At 62.3% G+C, this 22079-nt stretch carries 20 protein-coding genes; 15 read left to right on the top strand and 5 right to left on the bottom strand.

Translation table 11 applies throughout. The features are described 5' to 3' along the window. Positions 1–12: 12 nt before the first annotated feature. Positions 13–246 carry a PAAR domain-containing protein gene (locus SGJ19_10415; GenBank protein ID MDZ4780655.1) on the top strand — a complete coding sequence of 78 codons (234 nt, stop codon included), beginning with the start codon at positions 13–15 and terminating at the stop codon, positions 244–246. Positions 247–407: 161 nt separating this feature from the next. Here SGJ19_10415 and SGJ19_10420 read toward each other — a convergent pair whose 3' ends face one another. Beyond that, a complete protein-coding gene (locus tag SGJ19_10420; GenBank protein MDZ4780656.1) occupies positions 408–773 on the bottom strand; it encodes a hypothetical protein in 366 nt (121 codons plus the stop codon). 339 nt (positions 774–1112) lie between these two features. Between SGJ19_10420 and SGJ19_10425 the strand changes: the two genes are divergently transcribed. From SGJ19_10425 to SGJ19_10435, 3 genes are all read left to right on the top strand, one after another. Further along, positions 1113–1673, top strand: coding sequence for a hypothetical protein (locus SGJ19_10425; GenBank protein ID MDZ4780657.1), 561 nt, complete (start codon positions 1113–1115; stop codon positions 1671–1673). Between the two features lie 17 nt (positions 1674–1690). Further along, positions 1691–3457: a DEAD/DEAH box helicase gene (locus SGJ19_10430; GenBank protein MDZ4780658.1), complete on the top strand. Its 1767-nt coding sequence runs from the start codon at positions 1691–1693 to the stop codon at positions 3455–3457. A 399-nt stretch (positions 3458–3856) separates the two neighbouring features. Then, positions 3857–4255 carry a hypothetical protein gene (locus SGJ19_10435; GenBank protein MDZ4780659.1) on the top strand — a complete coding sequence of 133 codons (399 nt, stop codon included), beginning with the start codon at positions 3857–3859 and terminating at the stop codon, positions 4253–4255. A 33-nt stretch (positions 4256–4288) separates the two neighbouring features. Here the strand turns inward: SGJ19_10435 and panC are convergent, their stop codons facing one another. After that, positions 4289–5224 (bottom strand): pantoate--beta-alanine ligase, encoded by a 936-nt coding sequence (panC, locus tag SGJ19_10440; GenBank protein ID MDZ4780660.1) that lies wholly within the window; start codon positions 5222–5224, stop codon positions 4289–4291. A gap of 134 nt (positions 5225–5358) precedes the next feature. Here panC and SGJ19_10445 point away from each other — a divergent pair, with 134 nt between their 5' ends. From SGJ19_10445 to SGJ19_10460, 4 genes are all read left to right on the top strand, one after another. After that, positions 5359–6045, top strand: a complete 687-nt coding sequence (locus tag SGJ19_10445; protein ID MDZ4780661.1) for a YceI family protein — start codon at positions 5359–5361, stop codon at positions 6043–6045. A gap of 62 nt (positions 6046–6107) precedes the next feature. Beyond that, a complete protein-coding gene (locus SGJ19_10450; GenBank protein MDZ4780662.1) occupies positions 6108–6920 on the top strand; it encodes a hypothetical protein in 813 nt (270 codons plus the stop codon). Positions 6921–7316: 396 nt separating this feature from the next. Further along, entirely contained in the window at positions 7317–10439 is a 3123-nt protein-coding gene (locus SGJ19_10455; protein MDZ4780663.1) for a vitamin B12-dependent ribonucleotide reductase, read from the top strand. A gap of 107 nt (positions 10440–10546) precedes the next feature. After that, the gene (locus tag SGJ19_10460) at positions 10547–11209 is read left to right on the top strand and encodes a hypothetical protein (protein ID MDZ4780664.1); all 663 of its coding nucleotides are present in this window, start codon (positions 10547–10549) and stop codon (positions 11207–11209) included. A 118-nt stretch (positions 11210–11327) separates the two neighbouring features. On the opposite strand, the gene SGJ19_10465 is transcribed toward SGJ19_10460, so the two are convergent. Further along, entirely contained in the window at positions 11328–11993 is a 666-nt protein-coding gene (locus SGJ19_10465; protein MDZ4780665.1) for a protocatechuate 3,4-dioxygenase, read from the bottom strand. Between the two features lie 432 nt (positions 11994–12425). Here SGJ19_10465 and SGJ19_10470 point away from each other — a divergent pair, with 432 nt between their 5' ends. The 5 genes from SGJ19_10470 (at position 12426) to SGJ19_10490 (ending at position 18285) form a co-directional block, all read left to right on the top strand. Then, positions 12426–15173 (top strand): hypothetical protein, encoded by a 2748-nt coding sequence (locus SGJ19_10470; GenBank protein ID MDZ4780666.1) that lies wholly within the window; start codon positions 12426–12428, stop codon positions 15171–15173. Positions 15174–15470: 297 nt separating this feature from the next. Continuing rightward, the gene (gene rsfS, locus SGJ19_10475) at positions 15471–15863 is read left to right on the top strand and encodes a ribosome silencing factor (GenBank protein ID MDZ4780667.1); all 393 of its coding nucleotides are present in this window, start codon (positions 15471–15473) and stop codon (positions 15861–15863) included. A gap of 228 nt (positions 15864–16091) precedes the next feature. Beyond that, on the top strand, positions 16092–16547 hold the full coding sequence (locus SGJ19_10480; protein ID MDZ4780668.1) for a hypothetical protein: 456 nt from the start codon (positions 16092–16094) through the stop codon (positions 16545–16547). Between the two features lie 200 nt (positions 16548–16747). After that, positions 16748–17656, top strand: coding sequence for a lipoyl synthase (gene lipA, locus SGJ19_10485; GenBank protein MDZ4780669.1), 909 nt, complete (start codon positions 16748–16750; stop codon positions 17654–17656). 26 nt (positions 17657–17682) lie between these two features. After that, positions 17683–18285, top strand: coding sequence for an HAD family hydrolase (locus SGJ19_10490; GenBank protein MDZ4780670.1), 603 nt, complete (start codon positions 17683–17685; stop codon positions 18283–18285). Positions 18286–18496: 211 nt separating this feature from the next. On the opposite strand, the gene SGJ19_10495 is transcribed toward SGJ19_10490, so the two are convergent. Beyond that, positions 18497–19267 carry a hypothetical protein gene (locus SGJ19_10495; GenBank protein ID MDZ4780671.1) on the bottom strand — a complete coding sequence of 257 codons (771 nt, stop codon included), beginning with the start codon at positions 19265–19267 and terminating at the stop codon, positions 18497–18499. Between the two features lie 175 nt (positions 19268–19442). Here SGJ19_10495 and SGJ19_10500 point away from each other — a divergent pair, with 175 nt between their 5' ends. Then, entirely contained in the window at positions 19443–19826 is a 384-nt protein-coding gene (locus SGJ19_10500) for a hypothetical protein (GenBank protein MDZ4780672.1), read from the top strand. A gap of 39 nt (positions 19827–19865) precedes the next feature. Here the strand turns inward: SGJ19_10500 and SGJ19_10505 are convergent, their stop codons facing one another. Next, the gene (locus tag SGJ19_10505; GenBank protein MDZ4780673.1) at positions 19866–21698 is read right to left on the bottom strand and encodes a UbiD family decarboxylase; all 1833 of its coding nucleotides are present in this window, start codon (positions 21696–21698) and stop codon (positions 19866–19868) included. 211 nt (positions 21699–21909) lie between these two features. Between SGJ19_10505 and SGJ19_10510 the strand changes: the two genes are divergently transcribed. Next, entirely contained in the window at positions 21910–22071 is a 162-nt protein-coding gene (locus SGJ19_10510; protein MDZ4780674.1) for a hypothetical protein, read from the top strand. Positions 22072–22079 lie beyond the last annotated feature (8 nt).

The following is a 22079-nucleotide window of genomic DNA, read 5'->3' on the forward strand; positions in this document are numbered from 1 at the left end:
ACCACGGGGCCCGTGCCGCATGTGGGCGGGCCGATCATGGGGCCGGGTGTCCCCAACGTCCTGATTGGCGGGTTGCCGGCATCGCATCTGGGCGACACGGCCGTTTGCGTGGGACCGCCCGACTCGGTGATCAAGGGCTCGGCGACCGCCATGATCGGCGGCACGCCGGCCGTGCGGATCGGGGACTCCACCGCCCACGGGGGTTCCGTGGTCTTGGGATGCCTCAACGTCATCATCGGCGGCTAGGTAACGGCACAGAGTGCTTGACGTGGGGTGCCACTGGCGGCTTGTCCGCGAGTGCTTGAGATAGGCCCATCACCGGCACCAACTCCACACTGGCGGACAAGCCGCCAGTGGCACCCGTCCTGTTGTGTTTTAGAGAGGGAACTTAACCGGCGGTCGCAGCGCTATTCGCTGTAATAGACCTGCCCGTGCGAGCTGCCGCAGCCGCAATCGCTGGTCGCGGTGCCGCAAGTCGTGCAACCGCTGCCGCCGTTGCAACTTTGGCCGCAGGTTTGGCAATCGGGAATGCAGCCGCCGCCATCATCGCGGCGCCCCCATTTGTTGTAGCCGGCGTGGCCGTGACCGACCCAGTTGGCGCACTTGTCACAGGGATCCGGACAGGCTTTCCAATCGCCCCAGTAGCGATCGCCGCAGCCGGGGCCCGGCCCGCAGGCGGCGACATCGGGAAAGATGGTCCAACAACAATGTTGGCAGCCTGTGTTCAACGCCAAGACGAGACAACACAGCGCCGCGAGCGCAATCCGTTTCATGCCAGTTTCCCCCTGCTCCGCCAAATAAGGCGAGCGGCGTAGCGCGCGCTCCAGCCAGTCCGGCGTGATCGATACAACCGTTATCGGCCGGACAATCGGCAAAATCGAGCGAACCGGCGAACTCGCGAATCATGACTGTTTCTTGCCTGATTGTCGCGATCTCCGGGGAGCCGCAAGTCGCTATAAGTACATGTGTTACGTCGTTGTTGCCGTGTTCAGTCAAGTCATTTCGCCGGGCGCTCGATGCTATTGGGGGACCGAGACTTGACGCGTCCCGGCAAGCGAACGACCTCAGAGATCGGCAGTTCAGATTCGCGTTGGGCCTAACAGGCGGAGCCTATGAGCACGAGCGAACCGAGGCCGGCGGCGGCCTTGGGTTTTCTGACCGTCATCGAGCACGAACAGCACGGGCTACTCGGCGGCTACCTGGTGCTAAACAGCACCGGGCGTCCGCTGGAGTTCCACTGCACGTCCGGCGTGCGCCCGAATCGCGCCCAGGCGATTTTGTTCGGCCCGACGCTCGACGCCTATCTCTACGGCGAGCAAATCGGCCAGGCGCTGGTTAACAAATCGACGTTGAAACCGGCCGTCATCTGTACGAACCAATCGCAAGTCTTGGCCTTGCGCGAATTCGTCGCGACGCCCGTCTTGCTGATCGAAAGCGACGACGCTTCCGAAGCAAACGGCGTGACCTACCGCGTCGATGGCGCCCATGCCGGCGTCCCCCAGCAATGCTTGTTGCGGCGCGGCGCGTTTCGCGTTTCGATGTCGAGCGATCACGCATCCGATCGACCGCGCGTGGAAGAGTATCTGGCGACGCTTTCCGAATCATTCGATCTAATTGAACCCTTCGCGCGGATTCACGGCGCGCTCGAAGAAGCCCAGCGGGGCGCGAAGTGAGCGCCCGGGCGAACGGCATGAGTTTCAGCCTCGGCGGCGAGGCGTTGCGTACGCCCGCGCCGCGCTTGCGAACCATTGCCATTCGCTCGTCGACCACGCCGTCGGTCGCCAGCGTCACCATGCCACCGGTGCCGAAGTCGGACGCGCGCACGCTGCGCGTTGTCACGCCCAAGCTACGTGTGTGTTCGTTCCCGATCGGTGACGTCGGCATCAAGACGCAGAGCTTTCATTTCGCCCCGCCGATCGATCGCCGCCCGGATTGGTTGCCGAGTGAGATGGCGGCTCCCGCGATAGCGCCGCCCATCGCGGCGCCGCAGGGCGAGCGTCGCGCCACGCATCTGAAGCCGCCCGGCGATCTCATCAAGTTGGAAGATCGCCTGCTCTACGCGCTGCAGCCTCCGCTCGAATCGTGGATCGCGCGCGGCGCACTGCAATTCCCTTTCGAGCCGTTTCCCTATCAGTTGGACGGCGTGGCGTTTCTTTATCCGCGCGAGGCCGCGGTATTGGCCGACGAGATGGGGCTCGGCAAGACGATGCAGGCCATCACGGCCGTTCGGTTGCTGCTGCACTCCGGCGAGATCGGCTCCGTATTGTTGATCTGCCCCAAGCCGCTCGTCAGCAACTGGCAACGCGAGTTCTCGCAATGGGCGCCCGAGATTCCGGTGATGGTGGTCGAAGGAGACCAGGCCCGCCGGCGCTGGCAATGGCAACTCAACGACACGCCGGTGCGGATCGCCAACTACGAGTTGCTGATGCGCGATCGCGAGTTGGTCGAAGCGGGCGAACTGGATTTCGACCTGGTGTTGCTCGATGAATCGCAGCGAATCAAAAACCGCTCCGGCACCACGAGTCACGTGGTGCGCGCGATCAAGCGACGCCGTAGTTGGGCGCTGACCGGTACGCCGGTCGAGAATAGCGCTGAGGACCTGGTCGGCATCTTCGAGTTCGTCGCGCCCGGCCACTTGAATGCGGACATGAAACCCCGGCGGATCGGCAAGTTGGCGTCCGACTACATTCTGCGTCGCACCAAGGATCAGGTGCTGACCGAACTGCCGCCGAAGTTATTCCGCGACGCCGATATCGACCTGACCGCCGCCCAACGGGAAAGCTATCGGCTCGCCGAAGAGGATGGCATCCTGCGCCTCACGGAACTCGGCGCAGGGGCCACGATCCAGCATGTGTTCGAGCTCGTCTTGCGGCTCAAACAGATCTGCAACTTCGATCCGTTCACCGGCGAAAGCGCCAAGTTGGAGCGGCTCGAAGCCGACTTGGAAGAAGTCGCCGCCAGCGGTAAGAAGGCGATCGTGTTCAGCCAATGGGTTGAAACGCTCACGCACCTGGCGAAGTCGTTGAAACGTTTCCATCCGCTGGAATACCACGGCCGCATTCCTCAATCGCAGCGCGAACGGGTCATCGAACGCTTTCGCGAAGACCGCCGCAGCCGCGTGATCCTGATGAGCTACGGCGCGGGCGGCGTGGGCCTCAATCTGCAATTCTGCGAGTACGTGTTTCTGTTCGACCGCTGGTGGAACCCCGCGGTCGAGGATCAGGCAATCAACCGCGCCCATCGCATCGGCGCGGCCGGCCCCGTGACGATCAGCCGCTTCGTGGCGCTCAGCACGATCGAGGAACGCATTCAACAAGTGCTCGAACAAAAGCGAGAGCTGTTCGACACCATCTTCAGCGGCGCCGAAGGCCAACGTCAAAGCGGCCTGACGCACGCGGAAATCTTCGGCCTCTTCCAACTCCGCGCCCCGCACGGGCCGATCGCCCGCGCGGCGTAGTGCGATTCACATCGCGTCGTCGACGCCCTCCGTCTGTAGCCGAGGTCTGCGACCTCGGACGGAGAGGACATAGCGCCGCGGAACGCGCCTAGGACACCCACATCGACCCGCGTTGAAATCTCGCTTGAATTCACGCTTCGAAGCAGTGATACTTGCACTATGAACAACGAAAACCCCTATGCGTCGCCTCATAGTAATCGTGAGCCAGCCGACGGCGAACCAACCGCCGCGAGCGCCGAATTGGTCGAAGAAACGGTCGCATGGCCTTGGAGATGGGGCGCGTTCTTGATACTTCCTGATACGGCTGCCTTGCCTCAACTTTGCGCACGCTGCGGACAGTCCACAGATCGCCCATTGCAACCGCGGACGCTTCGGTGGATCAATCCATTGTTCTTCATCATGCTTGTAATCAGCCCGCCGTTGTTCGTGCTGGTCTCATTGATCGGACAACGCAAAGGCACGCTGTTCGTGACGCTTTGTGAAGCGCACGAACAGCGCCAGTGCAAGTTCAACCGTGCTTTTTGGGCCCTTTTGATCGCCGCGTTAGGACAGGGCGTCTTGTCGATCGTTTTGATGGTCACGCTGGATCGGCAATGGCCGCTGGTACTGCTGCTTTCGTCGTTCTTCACATTGCTTGCGTCAGCGGTCGTGCATAACATTGGCGCTCGCGTGGTGTCCGTCGAAAAGATCGAGAAGCGCACAATCTGGCTCAAGAACCTGCCAGCCGCGTTTTTTGCAGGCGTTCCAACGCTCCGCAGCGCGAACGGCCGCACGCCGATTATTCCAGACTTCGACTGACGCGCTTCGCAAACGCCAAGTCGCGGACCTCGGCTACAAGAGCAGAGGAGGCTCTCCGTTCACGACCCCAATTCGCGCATTGTCAATCAACCGGGTGCCGTCGACGCGCACGGCGAGAAGCGCCACCGTTGTTGCGGCAAGCTCGGCGACTTCGGCCAATGACGTCGGGTCGACCAGCGCCACGTAATCGACTTGCACTCCTCGCACGTCTTGGAACAACGCCAACATCTCCGCGCGCAACTTTGCGGCGTCTCGTTCGCCGGCGCGGAATCGCTCTTGGGCCAGCTTGAGCGACTGGCTCAAGCGTAGCGCCTTCTGGCGTGATGCCGCACTTAAATACGCGTTGCGGGAGCTCATCGCCAGGCCATCGGCTTCGCGCAATGTCGGACAGATGACCAGTTCGACCGGCACGTTCAAGTCTTCCACCATGCGCCGGACGACCAGGATTTGTTGATAGTCCTTCTGCCCGAAGTACGCGACCTGCGGCCGGACGATCTCGAACAGCTTGAGCACGATCGTCGCCACGCCCGAGAAATGTCCGGGACGATGCGCCCCTTCCCACGGCAGCGCCGGCCCCGCCACTTCCACGCGTGTCGCGTGTTCGGGCGGATACATGGCGCTCGTCGTCGGGCAGAACGCCACCTCGACCGGCAGATGGGCGATCGCCGCGAGATCTGCCTCCATCGTCCGCGGGTATTTTTGATAATCTTCGTGCGGCCCGAACTGCGTTGGGTTGACGAAGACAGTTAACACCGTCGCATCGCATTCCTGGCACGAGCGCTCGACTAAGCTGACATGCCCGGCATGCAGCGCCCCCATCGTCGGCACGACGCCGATGCGGCGCGAGGCGCTGCGCTGCTGTTCCGCCCAGGCGGTCATCGCGCGCGGTTCGGTGATGATTTGCGGTCGGCTCAGTTGCTTGGGCATGTGCGCGGTGAGGAACTCATCAATCAAGTTGGATGCAGGCAAACCTTCACTTTCGGCTCGCCATAGCGAATTGTCCAGACTGTGTGCGCGCAGCGCGTCCTAGGCGACGTGAGCGCGGTTCGGCTACACTGCCCGTTCGACCCAACACACACACTGCCCGAAATTGGAGCCGGAAAATGAGAGCCAAGCTGGGACTATGGATTGCCTGCGGCCTCGTCTGCCTGGGTTGCGGTAAACCTGTCATCGAAGGGGGCCGCGCTACTTCCTCGAGCGCAGAGCCCGCCTCGACTTCCGCCGCCGCAGACGGCGAGGAAACAACCGCGGCGACGACGTCGGCGTCAGCGACCGAAGGCGAACTCGCCATCGGCCCCGAGAACACGAAGATCGGCTTCGTCGGCACGCACGTCGGCGCCGAACCCAAGCCGCGGACCGGCGGTTTCGAGAAATTCTCCGGCGTGGTCAAGCTCGACGCGGACGGGAAGATCGCGTCCGTAGTTGTGGATATCGCGGCCGATTCGCTCTGGACGCAACACCCACCGCTGACGGCGCATCTGAACGCGCCCGACTTCCTCGACACGCGTGAGTATCCCACGGCGAAGTTCGAGAGCACCAAGTTCGAGGACGGCGCGGCCGACGGCGAAGTCACCGTGACCGGCGACCTGACGCTGCATGGCGTGACCAAGGAAATCACCTTCCCGGCGAAAGTGGCGATCGCTCACGATAAGCCAACGCTCCACGCAGAGTTCCCGCTGAAGCGCGCCGAGTTCGGCATGGACAAGAAACTGGACGGCGTCCACGACGAAGTCGCGATGACGATCGTGATCGGCGAAAAAACGGAAAAGCTCCCGGAAACCGCGCCGTAGTTCGATCCTCGCCGCTATCTCCATAACCCAAAGTCTCCTTTCGCTCCGCGAAAGGAAGCCCGATGATCTCGCCCACCGAAATCCTCGCCCTCGCGATCGCGTTTGCCCTCAGCGGCGCGATCGCCTGGGCGGGCTGGCGCTGGTTGCCTGAGTGCCGACGCGGCGTGGTGTCGCTGCTGGCCGTCGCTGTCGCGTATGCGGCTGGCTACTTCCTGCTGGCGTACGACGACGCGATCCCGCCCACGCGGCACTTTCATTGGCCACCGTATTTGGTGCTCGGGGCGGCGGTGGTGGCAAGATTCGCCGCGGTGCCGCGCTGCCCGACCGCGTTGCGCTGGGCGTTATACGCCGCGGCGGCGTTGGCCTGCGCGTACTTTCTCACGCCCACTTGGCCCGCACTTTGGCCACCGCGACCGATTTGTATTGCGCTGCTGGCCGGTTACATCCTCGCCGTCACGCTCGCGATCGAGCCGCTGCTACGTCGCATCGATCCCAAGACCATGCTGGCCGCAATGATCGTCAGTTTGGGTGCGCTGGCAATGTTGATCACGTACCGGGTAAGCCTGGTCTACGGCATCTTCGCCCTACTGGCGGCTGCGGCGTTCGCCGGATATGCGGCCGTAGCTTGGCGGAAGGCGGATCAAGTACCGCTCGCGGGTTTGGCGCTCTTGTACGCCGTCCTGGCCTGCGGCTGGGCCTTTATTGGCTGCATTGAGCCGCGGCCAGCGGCGCCGGGGCTGTTGATTGCGCCTTTCGCGCCCCTCGCCTTTGCTGGGGCCGTCGCAGGCAGCTATCGCGAGAGGCGTTTTGCACTGCAAATTGGCGCTGCATTCGCGATCTTGGCGGCATCGGCGGCTTGGGTGATTGTCACGTAGCGGCAGGGCGCGACGCGCAACCGATTGTCAGCGTTCAGCTTAGGCGGCGGTCGGCGCGGGCGTTCAAGGAAGTGTGTTGGCATTGCCCCTTTCGCAACCCGATTGCTAGCAAACAGTTAGTATCAGTTTCAGAAAAAATGGTTGACGAACCGTTCTGAGTCGATAAACTAACACGCCTGACAACTACCTGTTGTGGCCGCTTGGGCATTCGCTACAATATATAGATGTCCTACGCAAGATTGCGTAGTCTCTACAGCTTACCCGGATGGAACCAGCAGTCCTTCTAGCTACTATTCCTAAACCGGAATGCTAGCTGGGCCGATTGTGGTATTCGGTGTACTGGAGTACACTAATGGCTCGGATGCCCGTTCTTTCGCTCAGGAGGTTTTGAGCACTATGGCCAATCTCGCTGTTGAATCGCGTCCCGGCGTCCCTTCCCGTGCCTCGCAGAGCCCACGCCGGTTTCAGCGCGGTCTCGTGTTTGATTCCGTCTTCTGCCCGACCGAGGTCGCCGATCCGTTCGAGACCATCACTTGGGATCTCCGCACCGCGGTGATCAAGGACGAGTCCGGCGGCGTGCTGTTCGAGCAGAAGGATTGCGAAGTCCCCGAACATTGGAGCCAACTGGCCACCAACGTCGTGGTCAGCAAGTACTTCTACGGCGAGAACGGCACCCCGGAGCGCGAGCGGAGCGTCCGGCAACTGATTCACCGTGTCAGCCGCACGATCGCCGATTGGGGCATCAAGGACGGCTATTTCGCCACGCCCGAAGACGGCGAGCGTTTCTACCGCGACCTGACCTGGCTCTGCGTCCACCAGCACGGGGCGTTCAACTCGCCGGTCTGGTTCAACGTCGGGCTGTTCCACCAGTACGGTGTAAAGGGGACGAAGTGCAACTGGTTCTGGAACCCGGAGACCAACACGGTTGAGCAGCCGGAGAACCCGTACGCGTATCCGCAGGGTTCGGCCTGCTTTATCCAGAGCGTGCAGGACAACATGGAAGACATCATGGAGCTCGCCCGCAGCGAGGCCATGCTGTTCAAGTTCGGCTCCGGCACCGGGACCGATCTTTCCACGCTCCGCTCGCATCGCGAGAAGCTCTCCGGCGGCGGTCGCCCTTCCGGCCCGCTGTCATTCATGCGGGTGTACGACCAGATCGCGGCCGTGGTGAAGAGCGGCGGCAAGACCCGTCGCGCCGCCAAGATGCAATCGATCAAGGTCTGGCACCCCGACGTGATGGAATTCATCGAGTGCAAAGCCAAGGAAGAAAAGAAGGCCCGCGTGCTGATCGAGAAGGGAGGCTACGAATCGAACTTCAATGGCGAAGCGTATAGCTCCATTCTGTTCCAGAACGCCAACCTCTCGGTCCGCCTGACCGACGAGTTCATGCAGGCCGTGAACGAAGACAAAGAATGGCGCACGCACTGGGTCACCAATCCGTCCAAGGACGGCCCGGTGTTCCAGGCCCGCGACGTGATCGCCAAAATGGCCGAGTGCGCCTGGTTCTGCGGCGATCCGGGCGTGCAATACGACACGACGATCAACCGCTGGCACACCTGCCCGAACTCGGGCCGCATCAACGCCAGCAATCCGTGCTCGGAATACATGTTCCTCGACGACACGGCCTGCAACCTGGCGAGCATCAACCTGATGAAGTTCCGCCAGGAAGACGGCTCATTCGACGTCGAACGCTTCCATCACGCCTGCCGCGTGTTCTTCGTGGCCCAGGAGATCCTGGTCGATCACGCCAGCTATCCCACGAAGCGGATCTCCCATAACAGCCACCTGTACCGCCCGGTTGGCCTCGGGTACGCGAACCTGGGCAGCTTCATCATGGCGAGCGGTTTCCCGTACGATTCGGAAGGCGCCTATGCTCTTAGCGGAGCGCTGACCGCTTTGCTGCACGGCAACGCCAACCTGACCAGCGCCGAATTGGCCGCCTCGGTCGGCACGTTCGAGCGTTTCCCGGAAAATCGCGAACCGATGCTCCGCGTCATGCAGATGCATCGCGACGCGGTTGAGCAGATCAATCCGGAATGCCCGACGTATCTGCACGAAGCCGCCCGCAAGCTCTGGGACGAAGTGCTCGACGCCGGCCAGCGGTTCGGCTACCGCAACGCCCAGGCCACAGTGCTCGCGCCCACCGGCACGATCAGCTTCCTGATGGATTGCGACACCACGGGCATCGAGCCGGACATCGCGCTCGTGAAATACAAGCAACTGGCCGGCGGTGGGATGTTGAAGATCGTCAACAACACCGTGCCGCTCGCCTTGAAGACGCTCGGTTACGACCAGCCGAAGATCGAATCGATCGTCGCGTATATCAATCGCGAAGATACGATCGAAGGGTGCGCCGACCTGCACGACGAGCACCTCGCCGTGTTCGATTGTGCCTTCACGCCGGCCAATGGCTCCCGCTCGATCAACTGGCGGGCGCACGTCCGCATGATGGCGGCCGCGCAGCCGTTCCTCTCGGGGGCGATCTCCAAGACCGTCAACATGCCGCGCGACACGACGCCGGCCGACGTGGCCGACGCCTACATCGAAGGTTGGCGGCTGGGCCTCAAGGCGCTGGCGATTTATCGCGACGGCTCGAAGGAAAGCCAGCCGCTCAACACCTCAAGCGAAGCGTCGAAGGCCGCCGCCAAGCAGGTCGCCACGCCGCGACGCGAACGGCTGCCCGATACGCGGAACTCGATCACGCACAAGTTCAACATCGCCGGGCACGAAGGGTACATCACCGTCGGGCTCTACGACGACGGCCGCCCCGGCGAGTTGTTTATCACCATGGCCAAGGAAGGGAGCACCATCGGCGGTTTGATGGATTGCTTCGGCACCGCGGTCTCGATGAGCCTGCAATACGGCGTGCCGCTCGAGGTCTACGTCAACAAGTTCTCGCACACGCGGTTCGAGCCGTTGGGTTACACCAACAACCCGGACATCCGCATGGCGAAGAGCATCGTCGATTACATCTTCCGCTGGCTGGGCATGACCTTCCTGCCCGGCTTCCGCGAGGCGTCGCTGGGGCTCCCAGCGGCGGGCGGGAAAGGAGAGTCGGCCAACGCGGCCGGCTCGGGAGATGATGCCGACCCTGATTCCAAGCCCGCCGCCAAGAAGGCCGGCGGGCAGTCCGTGGGGCGAGGAACGCCAAGTGTCGCGAAGTCGGAAGCCACAAGCGCTCGGCTGCAGTCGTCGGCCGTGCCGACCAACGGCCGTGGGCCGAACGGGCACACGAACGGGAAATCGTCTGGGACGAACGGCCATGGCACGAACGGAAACAGCACGGCGCGTCAGGACGCCGGCGCGAATGCGGCCGACAGCCAGGCCGCGCTCCTGGAGCGGGCAGGCGTAGCGCTCCGCGCGAAGCCATCCGCCAAGGCGCACCTCACGGGGCAAGGCGATCAATTCGCCGGCTTCCAACTCGACGCTCCCTCCTGCGACATGTGCGGCGCCATCACGGTCCGCAACGGCAACTGCTATCTCTGCCACAACTGCGGCAACAGCATGGGCTGTTCGTAGTTTCGATTTCCATTGCCTGGGCTGCTCGTAAACGGATTGCCAAGGGCACCGAAGCCCGACGAGCAGCCCAGGCTTTGCCTGGATGGAGTGAAGAATGCGGTGTTAAGTTGGTCAATATCGTGCAAGAAAAGCCCAGGGAAGGCCCTAGAAGATTTTTGCCGATGGAACAATCATCGGAGGCCTTCCCTGGGCTTAACCGCGAGCGCCGCAATAACGGTGATTTGATGAACGTTGACGACCGCGTCTGGTATCACGTCATAGTCACCACTTATGGCGCTTGGCTATACGGCGACGCTCGCGGTTTTCGTACGCGCCATCATCGCCAACACATAGATGGCGATTACAAGAATCCGCCGACCGACGACTATTCGGAAATCGAACTCCGCAGCCGAGAATCCCTTGAGCAAGATGCGGTTTCGCTTACGCCCTATTGGCAACCACTTGTCGGCAATGCGCTCTATGCCGAATTCACTCGGCTCGGCGCTTTCATGTCGGCAATCGCCGTAGCCATGCAGCATGTGCATTTGCTCGCGAAGATGCCGTCTGGTTGCCAGCGGCACTGGCCAGGTCGAGCGAAGCGTAAAGTAACGCTTGTCTTGCGACAGCAGGGCTGGCTGGGCAAGCTCTGGGAAGTGCGCAGTAAAGCGATCCCCATACGAGATGTCTCCCACTACGAAAACGCACTTCGCTACATATTGGCGCACGCCGAACACGGGGCTTGGACGAAACAATGGACCGCCGAGCCGGAACGAATAAATCGTGATTGTTGAGCGCGACATCGCGCAAGAAAAAGCCCAGGGAAGGCCCTCGGAGACTTCTCCATTGGCAAAAGTCTTCGGAGGCCTTCCCTGAGCTTAGCGCGAAAAGACGCCGCTATTCTCTCCCCTCTCACCCCTCCGGCGTGAAGCCCAAAATCACGTCGAAGTTCGCGGCCAGTTCGCCGATTTTGGAATCCGGGATCTTGGCGAAGTCGACGATCACGCTTTCGCGTTGCTTCTCGTCGCGGATGCCGCGGAGGACGCCGTCGCGTTCGTTTTCCTTGGCGCCTTTCACGTAACATTGCGTGACGAATTTGTCCTGGCCGCGGATCTTCACCGCCATGTGGATGTGCGGCGTGCGGCCCGGGTAGACGACGGGCTTGATCGTGCGGAAGTAGTACTCGCCCGAGGAACCGGTGACGAAGCGGCCGAAGCCCTGGAAATTCTTGTCGAGCGTGGCGCGGTCGCCGCCTTGTGTGTGCAGATACACGGCGTTGTTATCGACCTGCCAGATCTCCACGGCCGCGTTGCGAACGGGATTGCCGCTGGCGTCGAGGATGCGCCCGGTCAGGTGCGTGATTTCGCCAACGGCCGGCGAGAGGTTGTCGTTGACGATCAGCAGGTCGTTATCGGTATCGAGCGGCAAGTGATCCGGGTAAAACGGCCCCTCGGTTTGCTGTGGCGTGCGGGTAAGTTCCTCGGCCATCGCGCCGGGCGTGTACCAGGCGGCCATCGACAGAGCGGCGGCGCCGCCAACAAATTGCCGGCGGGAAATGAACAGGGGGCGCAACGACATTTCAAAGGCTCCGTGGGGTGTGACCTGCGTGGCTCTGAGATTCAACCTCGCTCCGGCGCAGCAGTTTCGGCGTGAAACCGAGTCGAAAAGCAGAGTTAATCTTGTGAAAACGCGCAGAATAGCGATGCAACGGCACTTTACACAACTTAATCCTAGCAGAATCGTTAAATCCCCCGCAATCGTTAGGACGATTCCGATCGTTAGGACCGTAACCTTCGCGCGCCGGATTGCCGGCGCATCGAGAGGTCGCGGCAAAGACGATCGGCCGGGGGGCTTGAGATGTCTAGGCAGTGTATGACTGTGATGGGTGCCACTGGCGGCTTGTCCGCCAGTGCGCGTTTGGTCGCGCTGGTGGGCTCCACTCCAGCACTGGCGGACGAGCCGCCAGTGGCACCCCACATCAAGCGTTCTGCACGTATCCTCAGCGTGCTCATGGTTCTGGCGTGTCTCGTGGCGCTGGCTGGCCAATCGGGCTGTAGCCGCACGCGTTACCGATTGAACGCGGACCGCGAGGTGTTCAACCTCGTCCGCGAAAAAGGGAACGACCCGCGTTGGGCGCATCCGTTTTTCAATCCGTACGTGAATCCCCGCAGCCGCTACTTCGATCCGGCCAATCCGGACCGGGAACCGATGCCGCAAGACGACCCGGCCTCGTACCAGTTCATGCGCTACGTCGACGGCAAACGGGCGTGGAAACACTGGCTCGATAACGGCACGGTGCGGAACTTGGAATCGCCAGCATGGCAGGAACGGCTGGGCGAGTATGTCAATTTCAACAAGGCCGGCGAGATCGAGCTGGATCTCAACACCGCGGTGGCTCTGGCCTACACGCATTCGCCAACCTGGCAGGAGCAATTGGAGTCGCTGTACTTGTCGGCGCTCGACGTAAGCACGGAGCGATTCCGCTTCGACGTCCAATACTTCGGCGGCACGTCGTCGATCTTCGCGCACAACGGCGATCGGAGCCAGGCGGCGCGGTTCATCGGGCCTGGCGTCACCGGCGATCGCAATACGTTCACGCAAGCGACCGACGGGCAACTGCAACGACGCTTAGCCACGGGTGGTCAAATTCTCGTCGGCTTTGCGAACACGTTCGTCTGGCAGTTCTCCGGCGAAGACACAAATTTCGCCGCCACGCTGGCGAACTTCAGCGTCGTGCAGCCATTACTGCGCGGCGGCGGACGCGCCGTGGCGCTGGAGCAGTTGACCATCGCGGAACGCGCACTGCTGGCGAACCTGCGAGCACTCAGCCAATACCGGCAGGGCTTCTACACCAGCATCGCGATGGGACAAAACGGCGTATCGGGTCCGCAGCGTCGTGGTGGCTTCTTCGGCGGCACCGGCCTCACGGGCTTCACCGGACAAGGTTCCGGCGGCTTCGGCGGCGTCGGTCAGGCGACGAACTTCGGCGGCTTCGGCGGCGCCGGCGCTGGCGGGGCGGGGGGCGGTGCGGTGGCCGGAGCGGCGGGCGGTGGTGCCGGCACGGTCGGCGGAGTCATCGGGTTGCTGCAACAACAACAGCAAATCGCCAACATTCAAGACAGCTTGAGCCTCAAGCTCCGCACGCTCGGCCTGTTGGAAGCGAACCTCGAAGCCGGACTCGTCGACATCACGCAAGTCGATTCATTCCGGCAGAGCATTCAGACCGACCGTGCGAACTTGCTGCAATCGCAAATCGGGCTGGAAAATCAGCTCGATACGTTCAAACGCACCACGCTGGGCTTGCCGCCGGATCTGCCGATGGTGCTCGACAATGGGATGATTCAACAATTTCAGTTCATCGATCGGCGGATGACGGACTCGCAGAACCGGCTGGCCGAATACCGGCAACAAGTCGGCGCTATTGAAGGCGCGCCGACCGTCGCGCAGTTGGAGCAAGCCGTGGCGCAATTGGCCCGCCTGTTGCACCTCGCGCGATTGCTCGCGCCGATCGTAAATGAAGACGTGAAGCTGCTGGCGGAGCGCGCTTCGCAGCGCGAGACCGACCTCGCCCCGGAAGAGCTGCCGGCGTTTCGCGCGGAGCGTGAACGCTTGGCGGCGGCCGTCGGCGACTTGGACGGACGCTTTCAAGACGCCGAAGCGCGGCTGGCGGAATTGGGCCGCGGCCTGACGACCGAGGACGCAGGCGGTACCGCGGATTCGCTGGTTGCGCTGGCGGGCACTTTGTCCGACATGGTCCAGGAATTGTCGCTCGTCCAGGCGCGGGCGCGGCTGGAATCGGTCGTGATGACGCCGGTGCGATTGGCCCCGGAACAGGCGTTTCAAGTCGCCCGGGCGAATCGGCTCGACTGGATGAACAACCGGGCGTCCTTAGTGGATAGCTGGCGATTGATCACGTTCAACGCGAACGCGTTGCGTTCCAACCTGACGGTGTCGGTCGACGGCGACATCACGACGCTCGGTGACAACGCCGCGAGGTTTCGCGCGCCAACCGGCAACATGCGCGCCAGGCTGGAAGTCGATCCCCCCTTCACGAGGCTCCTGGAACGCAATAACTATCGCTCCGTGCTGATCACGTACCAGCAAAACCGGCGGCAGTTGGTTCAGTTCCAAGATCAGGTGAACCAGACCTTGCGGCAGGATCTGCGATCGTTGCGGCAACTGGAAGCGAACCTCGCCTTGCAGCGGAGCGCCGTGGCGATCGCCCTCCGCCGCGTGGATCAAACCCGTGAAGAATTATCCGCGCCGACCGCGCCGGCCGAACCGGGCGGTGCGGTGAACTCGCTCGGACCGACGGCCGCCCAGAACCTGATTTCGGCCCTCACCGCGCTCAGTGATTCGCAGAACAACTTCATGAGCGTCTGGTTGAATCATTACTCGACGCGGATGGCGCTGTTGCGCGACATGGGCGTGATGCGGATCGACGACATGGGGCTCTGGATCGACGTGCCGCTCGACCAACTGTTGGCGGAATCGATGCCCAATTGCGATTTGCCTCCCGACGTGCCGATGCAATGGCTGAACGACGCCGGATTGAATCCGGACGGAACCGTGATCGAAGGCGCGCCGGCGGAACCGGTGCCTCCCGGCGCCGAAAGCCCAGGCACGATGCGATTGGTGCCGCCGGACGAGGCGAAACGCGTTCCGCCGCCGCAGGCGACGATCACGCAAGTGCAGCGGATCCCGCCCGTGCAGTTGGTGAACCACCCGGCGCCGATTCCGCCGGGGCATCCACGGTGAGTTCAAAGTTTTGACGCTTCTGCTCTGCCAAGCCCAGGGAAGGCCGCCCAAGACTTTTGCCGATAGCAAAGTCTGTGAGGGCCTTCCCTGGGCTTTTCCTTGCGCGGCGTGGTTACCAGAAAGCACCAGGCGTCTTTCGCTCGATCGACACATCTTGCCAGCTTCCAACGAACCTTTTTGGTCGTCGCCGCTTCCTTAACTCAGGCGGCTACGGGCGCTGGTACTTTTCGGCCGGCGGTGTAGAATACAAGTGTAAGCCGTACCGTTTTTCGCTTGACACCTTTGGGAGATTTTTCGTTGGCGATTTCCAGCATTCCGCAGGATTCCCGGCATGCCGGTCGAGCGGACCGTGCCCGGGAACTGGCCATGGCCGCCGCACGTATCGCCCTGGAGAACCGCGGACGCGATGTGACGGTCCTCGACATGCGCGAAGTCTCGCCCATGTTCGACTTCTTTGTCCTGGCTACCGGCACCAGCCGCCGCCAATTGCACGCCATGAGCGCGGAGATCCAGCACGCCTACCGCGACGAATTCGGCGAGCAACGTATGGGCATGGAGGGTTACGCCGAAAGTCGTTGGATCCTGCTGGATTACGGCGACGTGGTGATCCATCTGTTCGATGACGCGGCGCGGGAGTACTACTGCCTCGAGCAGCTCTGGTCCGACGCGCCGGTGACGAAAGTCGAATAGCTCGCACATCATTCTCAAGCTCAATAGCAAGCCCAGGGAAGGCCCTCGGAGTCGTTGCCACTGTGGACGACTTCGCAGGCCTTCCCTGGGTTTTTTGCTTCCGCCGCCGCATGCTCCTGGCGACGGCCTTGCTCGAGAAAACCGTCGCCCCGGTCGCATCGTCTTGAATGCGTGCCAAGTGTCCAAGGCGGACGCTCGCGGGGCCGGAACCCAGAATCGAGGTGAGACATGCTGCGCCGTGCGTGGTGTTTGTTGGTCGCTGGAATGTTCGTGGGATTGATTGCTTCGCGCGCCTCGGCGCTGACAGAGGTGATCGACGTTACCCCAGAATGGCTGTCCGCGCAGCCGGAGGGAGGCAAGGAATTCACCATCGAGGCAGTGGAACTCGAAACCGGGCTGATCGAGTTCACGATCACGCGCAGGGTGTTGGAGGACCGTTACCGAGTCGGCCGGCTGGACGTGCGCATGGAAGGGGAGCTGGCGGCCGAGTGCCTGCTCAAGCCGGACGAGAAGCCGCGGCTCATCAAGTACCGCCTGAAGCTCTCGAAAAAAGCCGTCGCCGAGAGCGAATTCGAGTTCTCCGAACATGGACTGGTCCGCAGCGGCGGCGAGGAAATCGGCCTCCCCGGTGGAATCGTCTATCGCTTCAAGTTGGCCGATTTCTACCGGCCGCCAGGCGAGTAGAAGGCGTTATGCGCCAAGCCCAGGGAAGGCCACCGAAGTCGTTGCAAGTAGTGACGACTCCGAGGGCCTTCCCTGGGCTTAATTTCGAAATGCCGGTCGACTGCCGCGCCGCCGAGGCCTCCTTCAGCCGCCCGCTCCGCGAGGTACAATGCTCTGACAGCGTCAGCATTGAAAACTGAACCAGAGCGTCGCGGCGTCGCATGAATCTGTTGCCGGTGTTGGAAAATCTGCCGATCGTCAGTTCGCCCGTTGCGTCGGAGCCGCGGTTGCCGCGGTGGTTGAAGCGGAATGTGCCGCTCGGGAACGCCAATCACTTCACGGCGAATCTCCTGGAAGAACTGCGATTGGAGACGGTTTGCGACAACGCCAAGTGTCCGAACCGGATGGAGTGCTACAGTCAGAAAACCGCCACGTTTATGATCCTGGGGAACGTCTGTACGCGGCCCTGCGGTTTCTGCGCGGTCGCCAAGGGAAAGACGTCAACGCTCGAAGCCGACGAACCGGAACGCGTCGCGGAAGCGGCGTTTCGGCTGGGACTTAAGCACGTCGTCATCACCTCGGTCACACGCGACGATCTGCCGGATGGCGGCGCCGAACATTTTTATCGTTCCGTCGTGGCGGTTCGCGAGCGGACCGGCGCCGCGGTGGAAGTGCTGACGCCGGATTTTCTCCATTGCCGCGAGGCGCTCGACCGCGTGGTTGAAGCCGCGCCCGAGGTGTTCAATCACAACACGGAAACCGTGCCTAGGCTTTATCGTGAAGTCCGCGGGCGGAAATCAGATTACCGCTGGACCCTGGGACTGCTCAAACGCGTCCGGGAGTTGAACCCGGCGATCAAAACCAAGAGCGGGCTGATGCTGGGCCTCGGCGAAACGCGCGAAGAATTATTCGACACGCTCGCCGACTTGTTGGAAGTCGGCTGCGAACTGCTAACGCTGGGGCAATACCTGCAACCCTCGCCCGAACACTTGCCCGTCGTCCGTTACGTGCCGCCGGATGAGTTCGACGAATTGGGACGTGCGGCCAAGGCGATGGGCTTCACGCAGGTGGCCAGTGGGCCGTTTGTACGTTCGAGCTACCACGCTCGCGAAATGGCGGAAGCGGAGTGAGGGTTGTCAGTGATGAGTGATGAGTGATGAGTGATGAACGGATGCAAAAACGGCGGCCGGCGATTTTTCTTGATCGCGATGGGACCGTCAATGAGGAGCGACACTATCTTTCGGACCCGGCGCTGGTCGCGCTGACGGAGAGCGTCGCGCAAGGGATTGCGGCGGCGAATGCGGCGGGGGTCCTCGTCGTGGTGGTGACCAATCAGGCTGGCGTGGGGCGCGGGTATTTCAAGCTCGAAGCTGTCGCAGCGGTGAATCGCCGCATCGAGGAATTGCTGGCGGCCGAGTCGGCGCGGATTGATCGATTTTATTTTTGTCCACATCATCCGCGCGAAGGCATCGGCGAATATCTCGTCGATTGCGATTGCCGCAAGCCGAAGCCGGGGATGTTGCGGCGCGCGGCCGAGGAACTCGGCATCGACCTCAGCGATTCATTTCTGATCGGCGACACGCGTACCGATCTCGAAGCCGGCGCCGCGGCGGGATGCCGGACGATGCTCGTGCGCACCGGCCACGGCGTGGCGGTGAACATTTCGCCGGAGGATAACGCGGCGCTGAATCTCGTGGGCATCCTGCCGAACGCCTTCGAAGCGATCTCTCGCGCGCTACAATTGGCAAGTTCGCCGTAGGGCGGGCCAGGGCTCGAATGAAACGTTGCGTTAACTCCCCATGCTGCGCACGTGTGAACGATGTCGCGAACGAGAAAAATGCGGCCCGCCGGGCTCGAAAATACGGCGGGCCTTACGGCAATAGGTTAACGGCGCTTGAACGCAGTGCGGCAATCGCCAGGATCAGGCGATCCAAATCTCGCGCGGCCCGCCCTACGCGTTGTTGCTAATCTCAAGGAACGGTTTGCCAAGACGTGCGCATCGCCTGTTCGACGTCCGGTTCGAGATCGCTCAAGCGATCGCGCAGCGTGCGTTCCGGTTCTCGATCGGCCGCTTCGGCGAGAAAGGCTCGGAGTTGAATTTGCGCATCGGACGGTCCGTCGATCAGGTAGCGCGCCCAGGTGCGGGCGGCAACGTAGTCGCGTTGATCGAACTGCTTGACGTCGGTTTCACGTTCTAGTTTGGCCAGGCTCGGCCAATCCGGCTGCCGCATTGCGGCCTGTAACTTGGGATCGTGCTGCGCATCGGTCCGGCGTTGCTCAGGCGACAGCTCGAAGTATTCCGCAAGACCTTCATCGAGCCAAAGCGGCACTCGCGCCGAGTGGGCGCGCAAGAGGGCGTGAGTGGTTTCATGTCGCAGGTCGGTTCCAAGATTCTCGCCTCGGTAGGCCAGCACCATCGCGGGACCGCGACCTTGGATGAACAGCGCTCGCCGCGACTCGAAGCCCGGAAACTGTCGCGACACGTATTCCTGAAAACTGCGTTGATCCCGAAAAAGGTACAGCTCGATCCAATCCGAGGCCGGCTGGACGCCTAGCTTGTCGGACAGCTCGGTCTGCATCTCCGACAACTCGGCGAGGATTGTCGTCGGATTCTCGACGCGGTAGTCCGCCCGGATCACAAACGGGAACCGTGAGTGCTCTTCCACCCAGGCAGCCTGGGCACTGCTAACTAAGCTGAGCAAAAGCAACGCATAGCACAAATAGCGTGTAGCGAGCCACATAGGGATTTCGGGCTAAGTTTAAGGTGCGGCAGACGGTATACGTCGCGCCGGAATATAGCGATCCGGCGGAAAACGACCAATCGTGATCGGCGTCGACGCCCTAAACCCTTGAAGCGGCGCGGTTTACTCAGCCGAAGAGAAGGCATAGGTAACGCATCCAACAGGACTTACGCCCATGCGACGACTTGGATTCGCCGTGATCTGCTGCTTCGCGTGCGTGTCTCCGTCGGCTGCGCAGGAGGCGATTCCGCGGCCAGGCTGGGTACCGGACCCGACTTTCGACCTCGTTGCGCCCAAGCATTTTGGCGCCGAAGACGTCGCCAACATGCTTGTCGAGTTGCCGAATCGGCCGCGGCGTGCCGGGGAGAAAGTCTCCACGGGCCCGGTATTCATGTTCCCGCCCCGCCCGCAGTACGCGGAACCGCGACCAGCCGCGGGTCCGGAACAGTATCTGACGACGCCGTTCGGCCCGGTCGCCGGTACGCTCCAGCGCCCGCAACATGTGAGCGGAACGCGCGGCAAGGCGCGGCATCCTCGCCGGACGCCCTTAACCTGGTAACAACGCGTCACAATCTCCTTTCGCTCCGGCGAAAGGCGACTATGCGATCAAGCCGTGCAGCGGCCCACCGCGTGCCGCCATGGCATCAACGCGCTTCGTCACCTCCGGGTCTTCCACCAGCGGTGGCGCGTGATGCGGTTTGATTCTTGCGTCGATCACCAGCGGGCCTCGGCAGCCCCAGTGCTTTTGCTCGATGAAGCTGCCGCAGCCATGCACGTCCGCGGCCGGGTTACTGCGCGTGAACGTCACCCAGAGGAAGTTGTTCAAAGTACGTGATGCGAACTCGCTGTCGTCGACGAGCACGACGAGCGGATAGCGGTCGTCGAAACCGCTCGCTTGGTCGCAAAAGTGCGCGATCGCCGCATCGTTTTCGCTCGGGAAAAACTTGGGCGCTTTGATCGTCACCACTCCCGGCATCGCGAGCCTGGGATCGGAAAAACCGTCCGGCAGGGACAGGTTCGCCGGCAGTGAAGTCGCGAGTTCACGCCGCGCTGGGCCGGCCGCCGCGATGACCAACTTCGATCCGGCATTAAGTCCCGTCCCGGAGTAATCGAGCGTGTCGATCGTGGTGCGCGTCTGGAAATGCAAGTCGGTGGACCAGTCGACGCGTTCCAGCAGATGGCACAAGAAGGCCGAGATGTCGTGAATCTCGAGTTCGGGTTGATCCTCGTGCGCGACGATGAGCAGGTATTTCGCCAGCGACATCTGGCCCTGGCCGAGAATGGCATTGGCTTGCGTCAATAGTTCCTGCGGCTGACGGCGCGTCGCATAGGGGACGTAGCGCTCGCTGCCGATCGCCAGCAGCAGTGGATGTACGCCTGCGGCATCAACGGCATGAACCGCTTTCACGCCGGGCAACACCGTGGGAATGATCGGCCCGGTGATTTCGTGGATCAACTGCCCAAAGGTCGTGTCCTCTTGCGGCGGCCGCCCCACGACGGTGAACGGCCAAATCGCCCCCTCGCGATGATAAACGTGTTCAACCGTCAGCACCGGGAAGTCATGCACCCGCGCGTAGTAGCCAAGGTGATCGCCGAACGGGCCCTCGGGCAAGGTGCGCGCGGGATCGATGTACCCGGCGATGACGAAATCGGCTTCGGCGTGAATCGGCAATTGCCCTGGCGACGCGACTAATGGAACGCGACGACCGCCAAGCGCCCCGGCGAAAGCCAATTCACTGAGGCCTTCCGGCAACGGCATCACGGCCGAGACCGCCATCGCCGGTGGGCCGCCGACGAAAACGTTGACGCGCAAGCGTTCGCCGCGACGAATCGCCGCGGAATGATGGACGCCAATCCCGCGATGAATCTGGTAGTGCATACCGACTTCGCGATTCCGCGCGTACTCGCCGCCGGAGAGTTGGACGCGATACATGCCCAAGTTGGAGTGCCGCCAGCCGGGCAGATCCGGATGCTCGGTGTAAACCTGCGGCAGCGTGACAAATGCGCCGCCATCGTCGGGCCAGCAGACGATCTGCGGGAGTTGATCGATGGTCGTCTCGTGCCGCATCACCGCGGCGCGCGAGACGAACTTGGGACGCATGTTCCACGCTCCGCGCAGCGCCGCGGCATATTTGAGCGGTGATTTGGCCGCGCGCGTGGGATCGATCTTGAGTTCGACCAATCGTCGTACTTGATCGAGCGTGTCGCGAAAGATGAATCGTGCGCGATCGAGCGTGCCAAACAAGTTCGAGACCAGCGGGAAGCGGCTGCCCTGCGGCCGGGAAAAATACAGCGCCGGCCCCCCCGACTGGTAAACTCGGCGTTGGATTTCCGCCACTTCCAGTCGGGGATCGACCTCGGCGTCGATGCGCACGAGCTGGCCGTGCCGGGCGAGGTCGTCAACGCAGTCTCGGAGGGTGCGGTACGGCAAGGTAGATTCGATACGGGTGGTAAAACGGTCATTGTCGCCTTCCGCACCGCGAATGTGCGCCCTATTCGCCGGGAAGGCGCACCTAATCTAGCAGGCGGGGCCGGGGCGTCCGAGGGATAACCGGCAACAGCCGTGGGAGTTCACTGAGTTCGACGATCACGGATGTTTTGACGGCTGCATTTCCCAACCACGACAATACTGGAGTGCTGAAGTGATGGAGGATTATTGGTGGCTGCTGTTGATCGGAGTCGGCGTTGCCATCGTCCTGATGCGGCCTTGGGAATTGACTTGGGGCGACAGCGCTTGGGAAGATGATTCCGGATGGTCGTTCAACCTGTGGGGCGATGGAGACGACGGCGACGGCGGAGATTAACCGACATT

The sequence above is a fragment of the Planctomycetia bacterium genome (assembly GCA_034440135.1).
In the GTDB taxonomy this organism is placed as follows: Bacteria; Planctomycetota; Planctomycetia; order Pirellulales; family JALHLM01; genus JALHLM01.

Bases quoted from the DNA above. Each gene is read 5' to 3' on its own strand.
- SGJ19_10420 (MDZ4780656.1), bottom strand. From the start codon at position 773: ATGAAACGGATTGCGCTCGCGGCGCTGTGTTGTCTCGTCTTGGCGTTG.
- SGJ19_10425 (MDZ4780657.1), top strand. From the start codon at position 1,113: ATGAGCACGAGCGAACCGAGGCCGGCGGCGGCCTTGGGTTTTCTGACC.
- SGJ19_10430 (MDZ4780658.1), top strand. From the start codon at position 1,691: ATGAGTTTCAGCCTCGGCGGCGAGGCGTTGCGTACGCCCGCGCCGCGC.
- SGJ19_10435 (MDZ4780659.1), top strand. From the start codon at position 3,857: ATGCTTGTAATCAGCCCGCCGTTGTTCGTGCTGGTCTCATTGATCGGA.
- SGJ19_10445 (MDZ4780661.1), top strand. From the start codon at position 5,359: ATGAGAGCCAAGCTGGGACTATGGATTGCCTGCGGCCTCGTCTGCCTG.
- SGJ19_10450 (MDZ4780662.1), top strand. From the start codon at position 6,108: ATGATCTCGCCCACCGAAATCCTCGCCCTCGCGATCGCGTTTGCCCTC.
- SGJ19_10455 (MDZ4780663.1), top strand. From the start codon at position 7,317: ATGGCCAATCTCGCTGTTGAATCGCGTCCCGGCGTCCCTTCCCGTGCC.
- SGJ19_10465 (MDZ4780665.1), bottom strand. From the start codon at position 11,993: ATGTCGTTGCGCCCCCTGTTCATTTCCCGCCGGCAATTTGTTGGCGGC.
- SGJ19_10470 (MDZ4780666.1), top strand. From the start codon at position 12,426: ATGGTTCTGGCGTGTCTCGTGGCGCTGGCTGGCCAATCGGGCTGTAGC.
- SGJ19_10480 (MDZ4780668.1), top strand. From the start codon at position 16,092: ATGCTGCGCCGTGCGTGGTGTTTGTTGGTCGCTGGAATGTTCGTGGGA.
- lipA (MDZ4780669.1), top strand. From the start codon at position 16,748: ATGAATCTGTTGCCGGTGTTGGAAAATCTGCCGATCGTCAGTTCGCCC.
- SGJ19_10490 (MDZ4780670.1), top strand. From the start codon at position 17,683: ATGAGTGATGAACGGATGCAAAAACGGCGGCCGGCGATTTTTCTTGAT.
- SGJ19_10495 (MDZ4780671.1), bottom strand. From the start codon at position 19,267: ATGTGGCTCGCTACACGCTATTTGTGCTATGCGTTGCTTTTGCTCAGC.
- SGJ19_10500 (MDZ4780672.1), top strand. From the start codon at position 19,443: ATGCGACGACTTGGATTCGCCGTGATCTGCTGCTTCGCGTGCGTGTCT.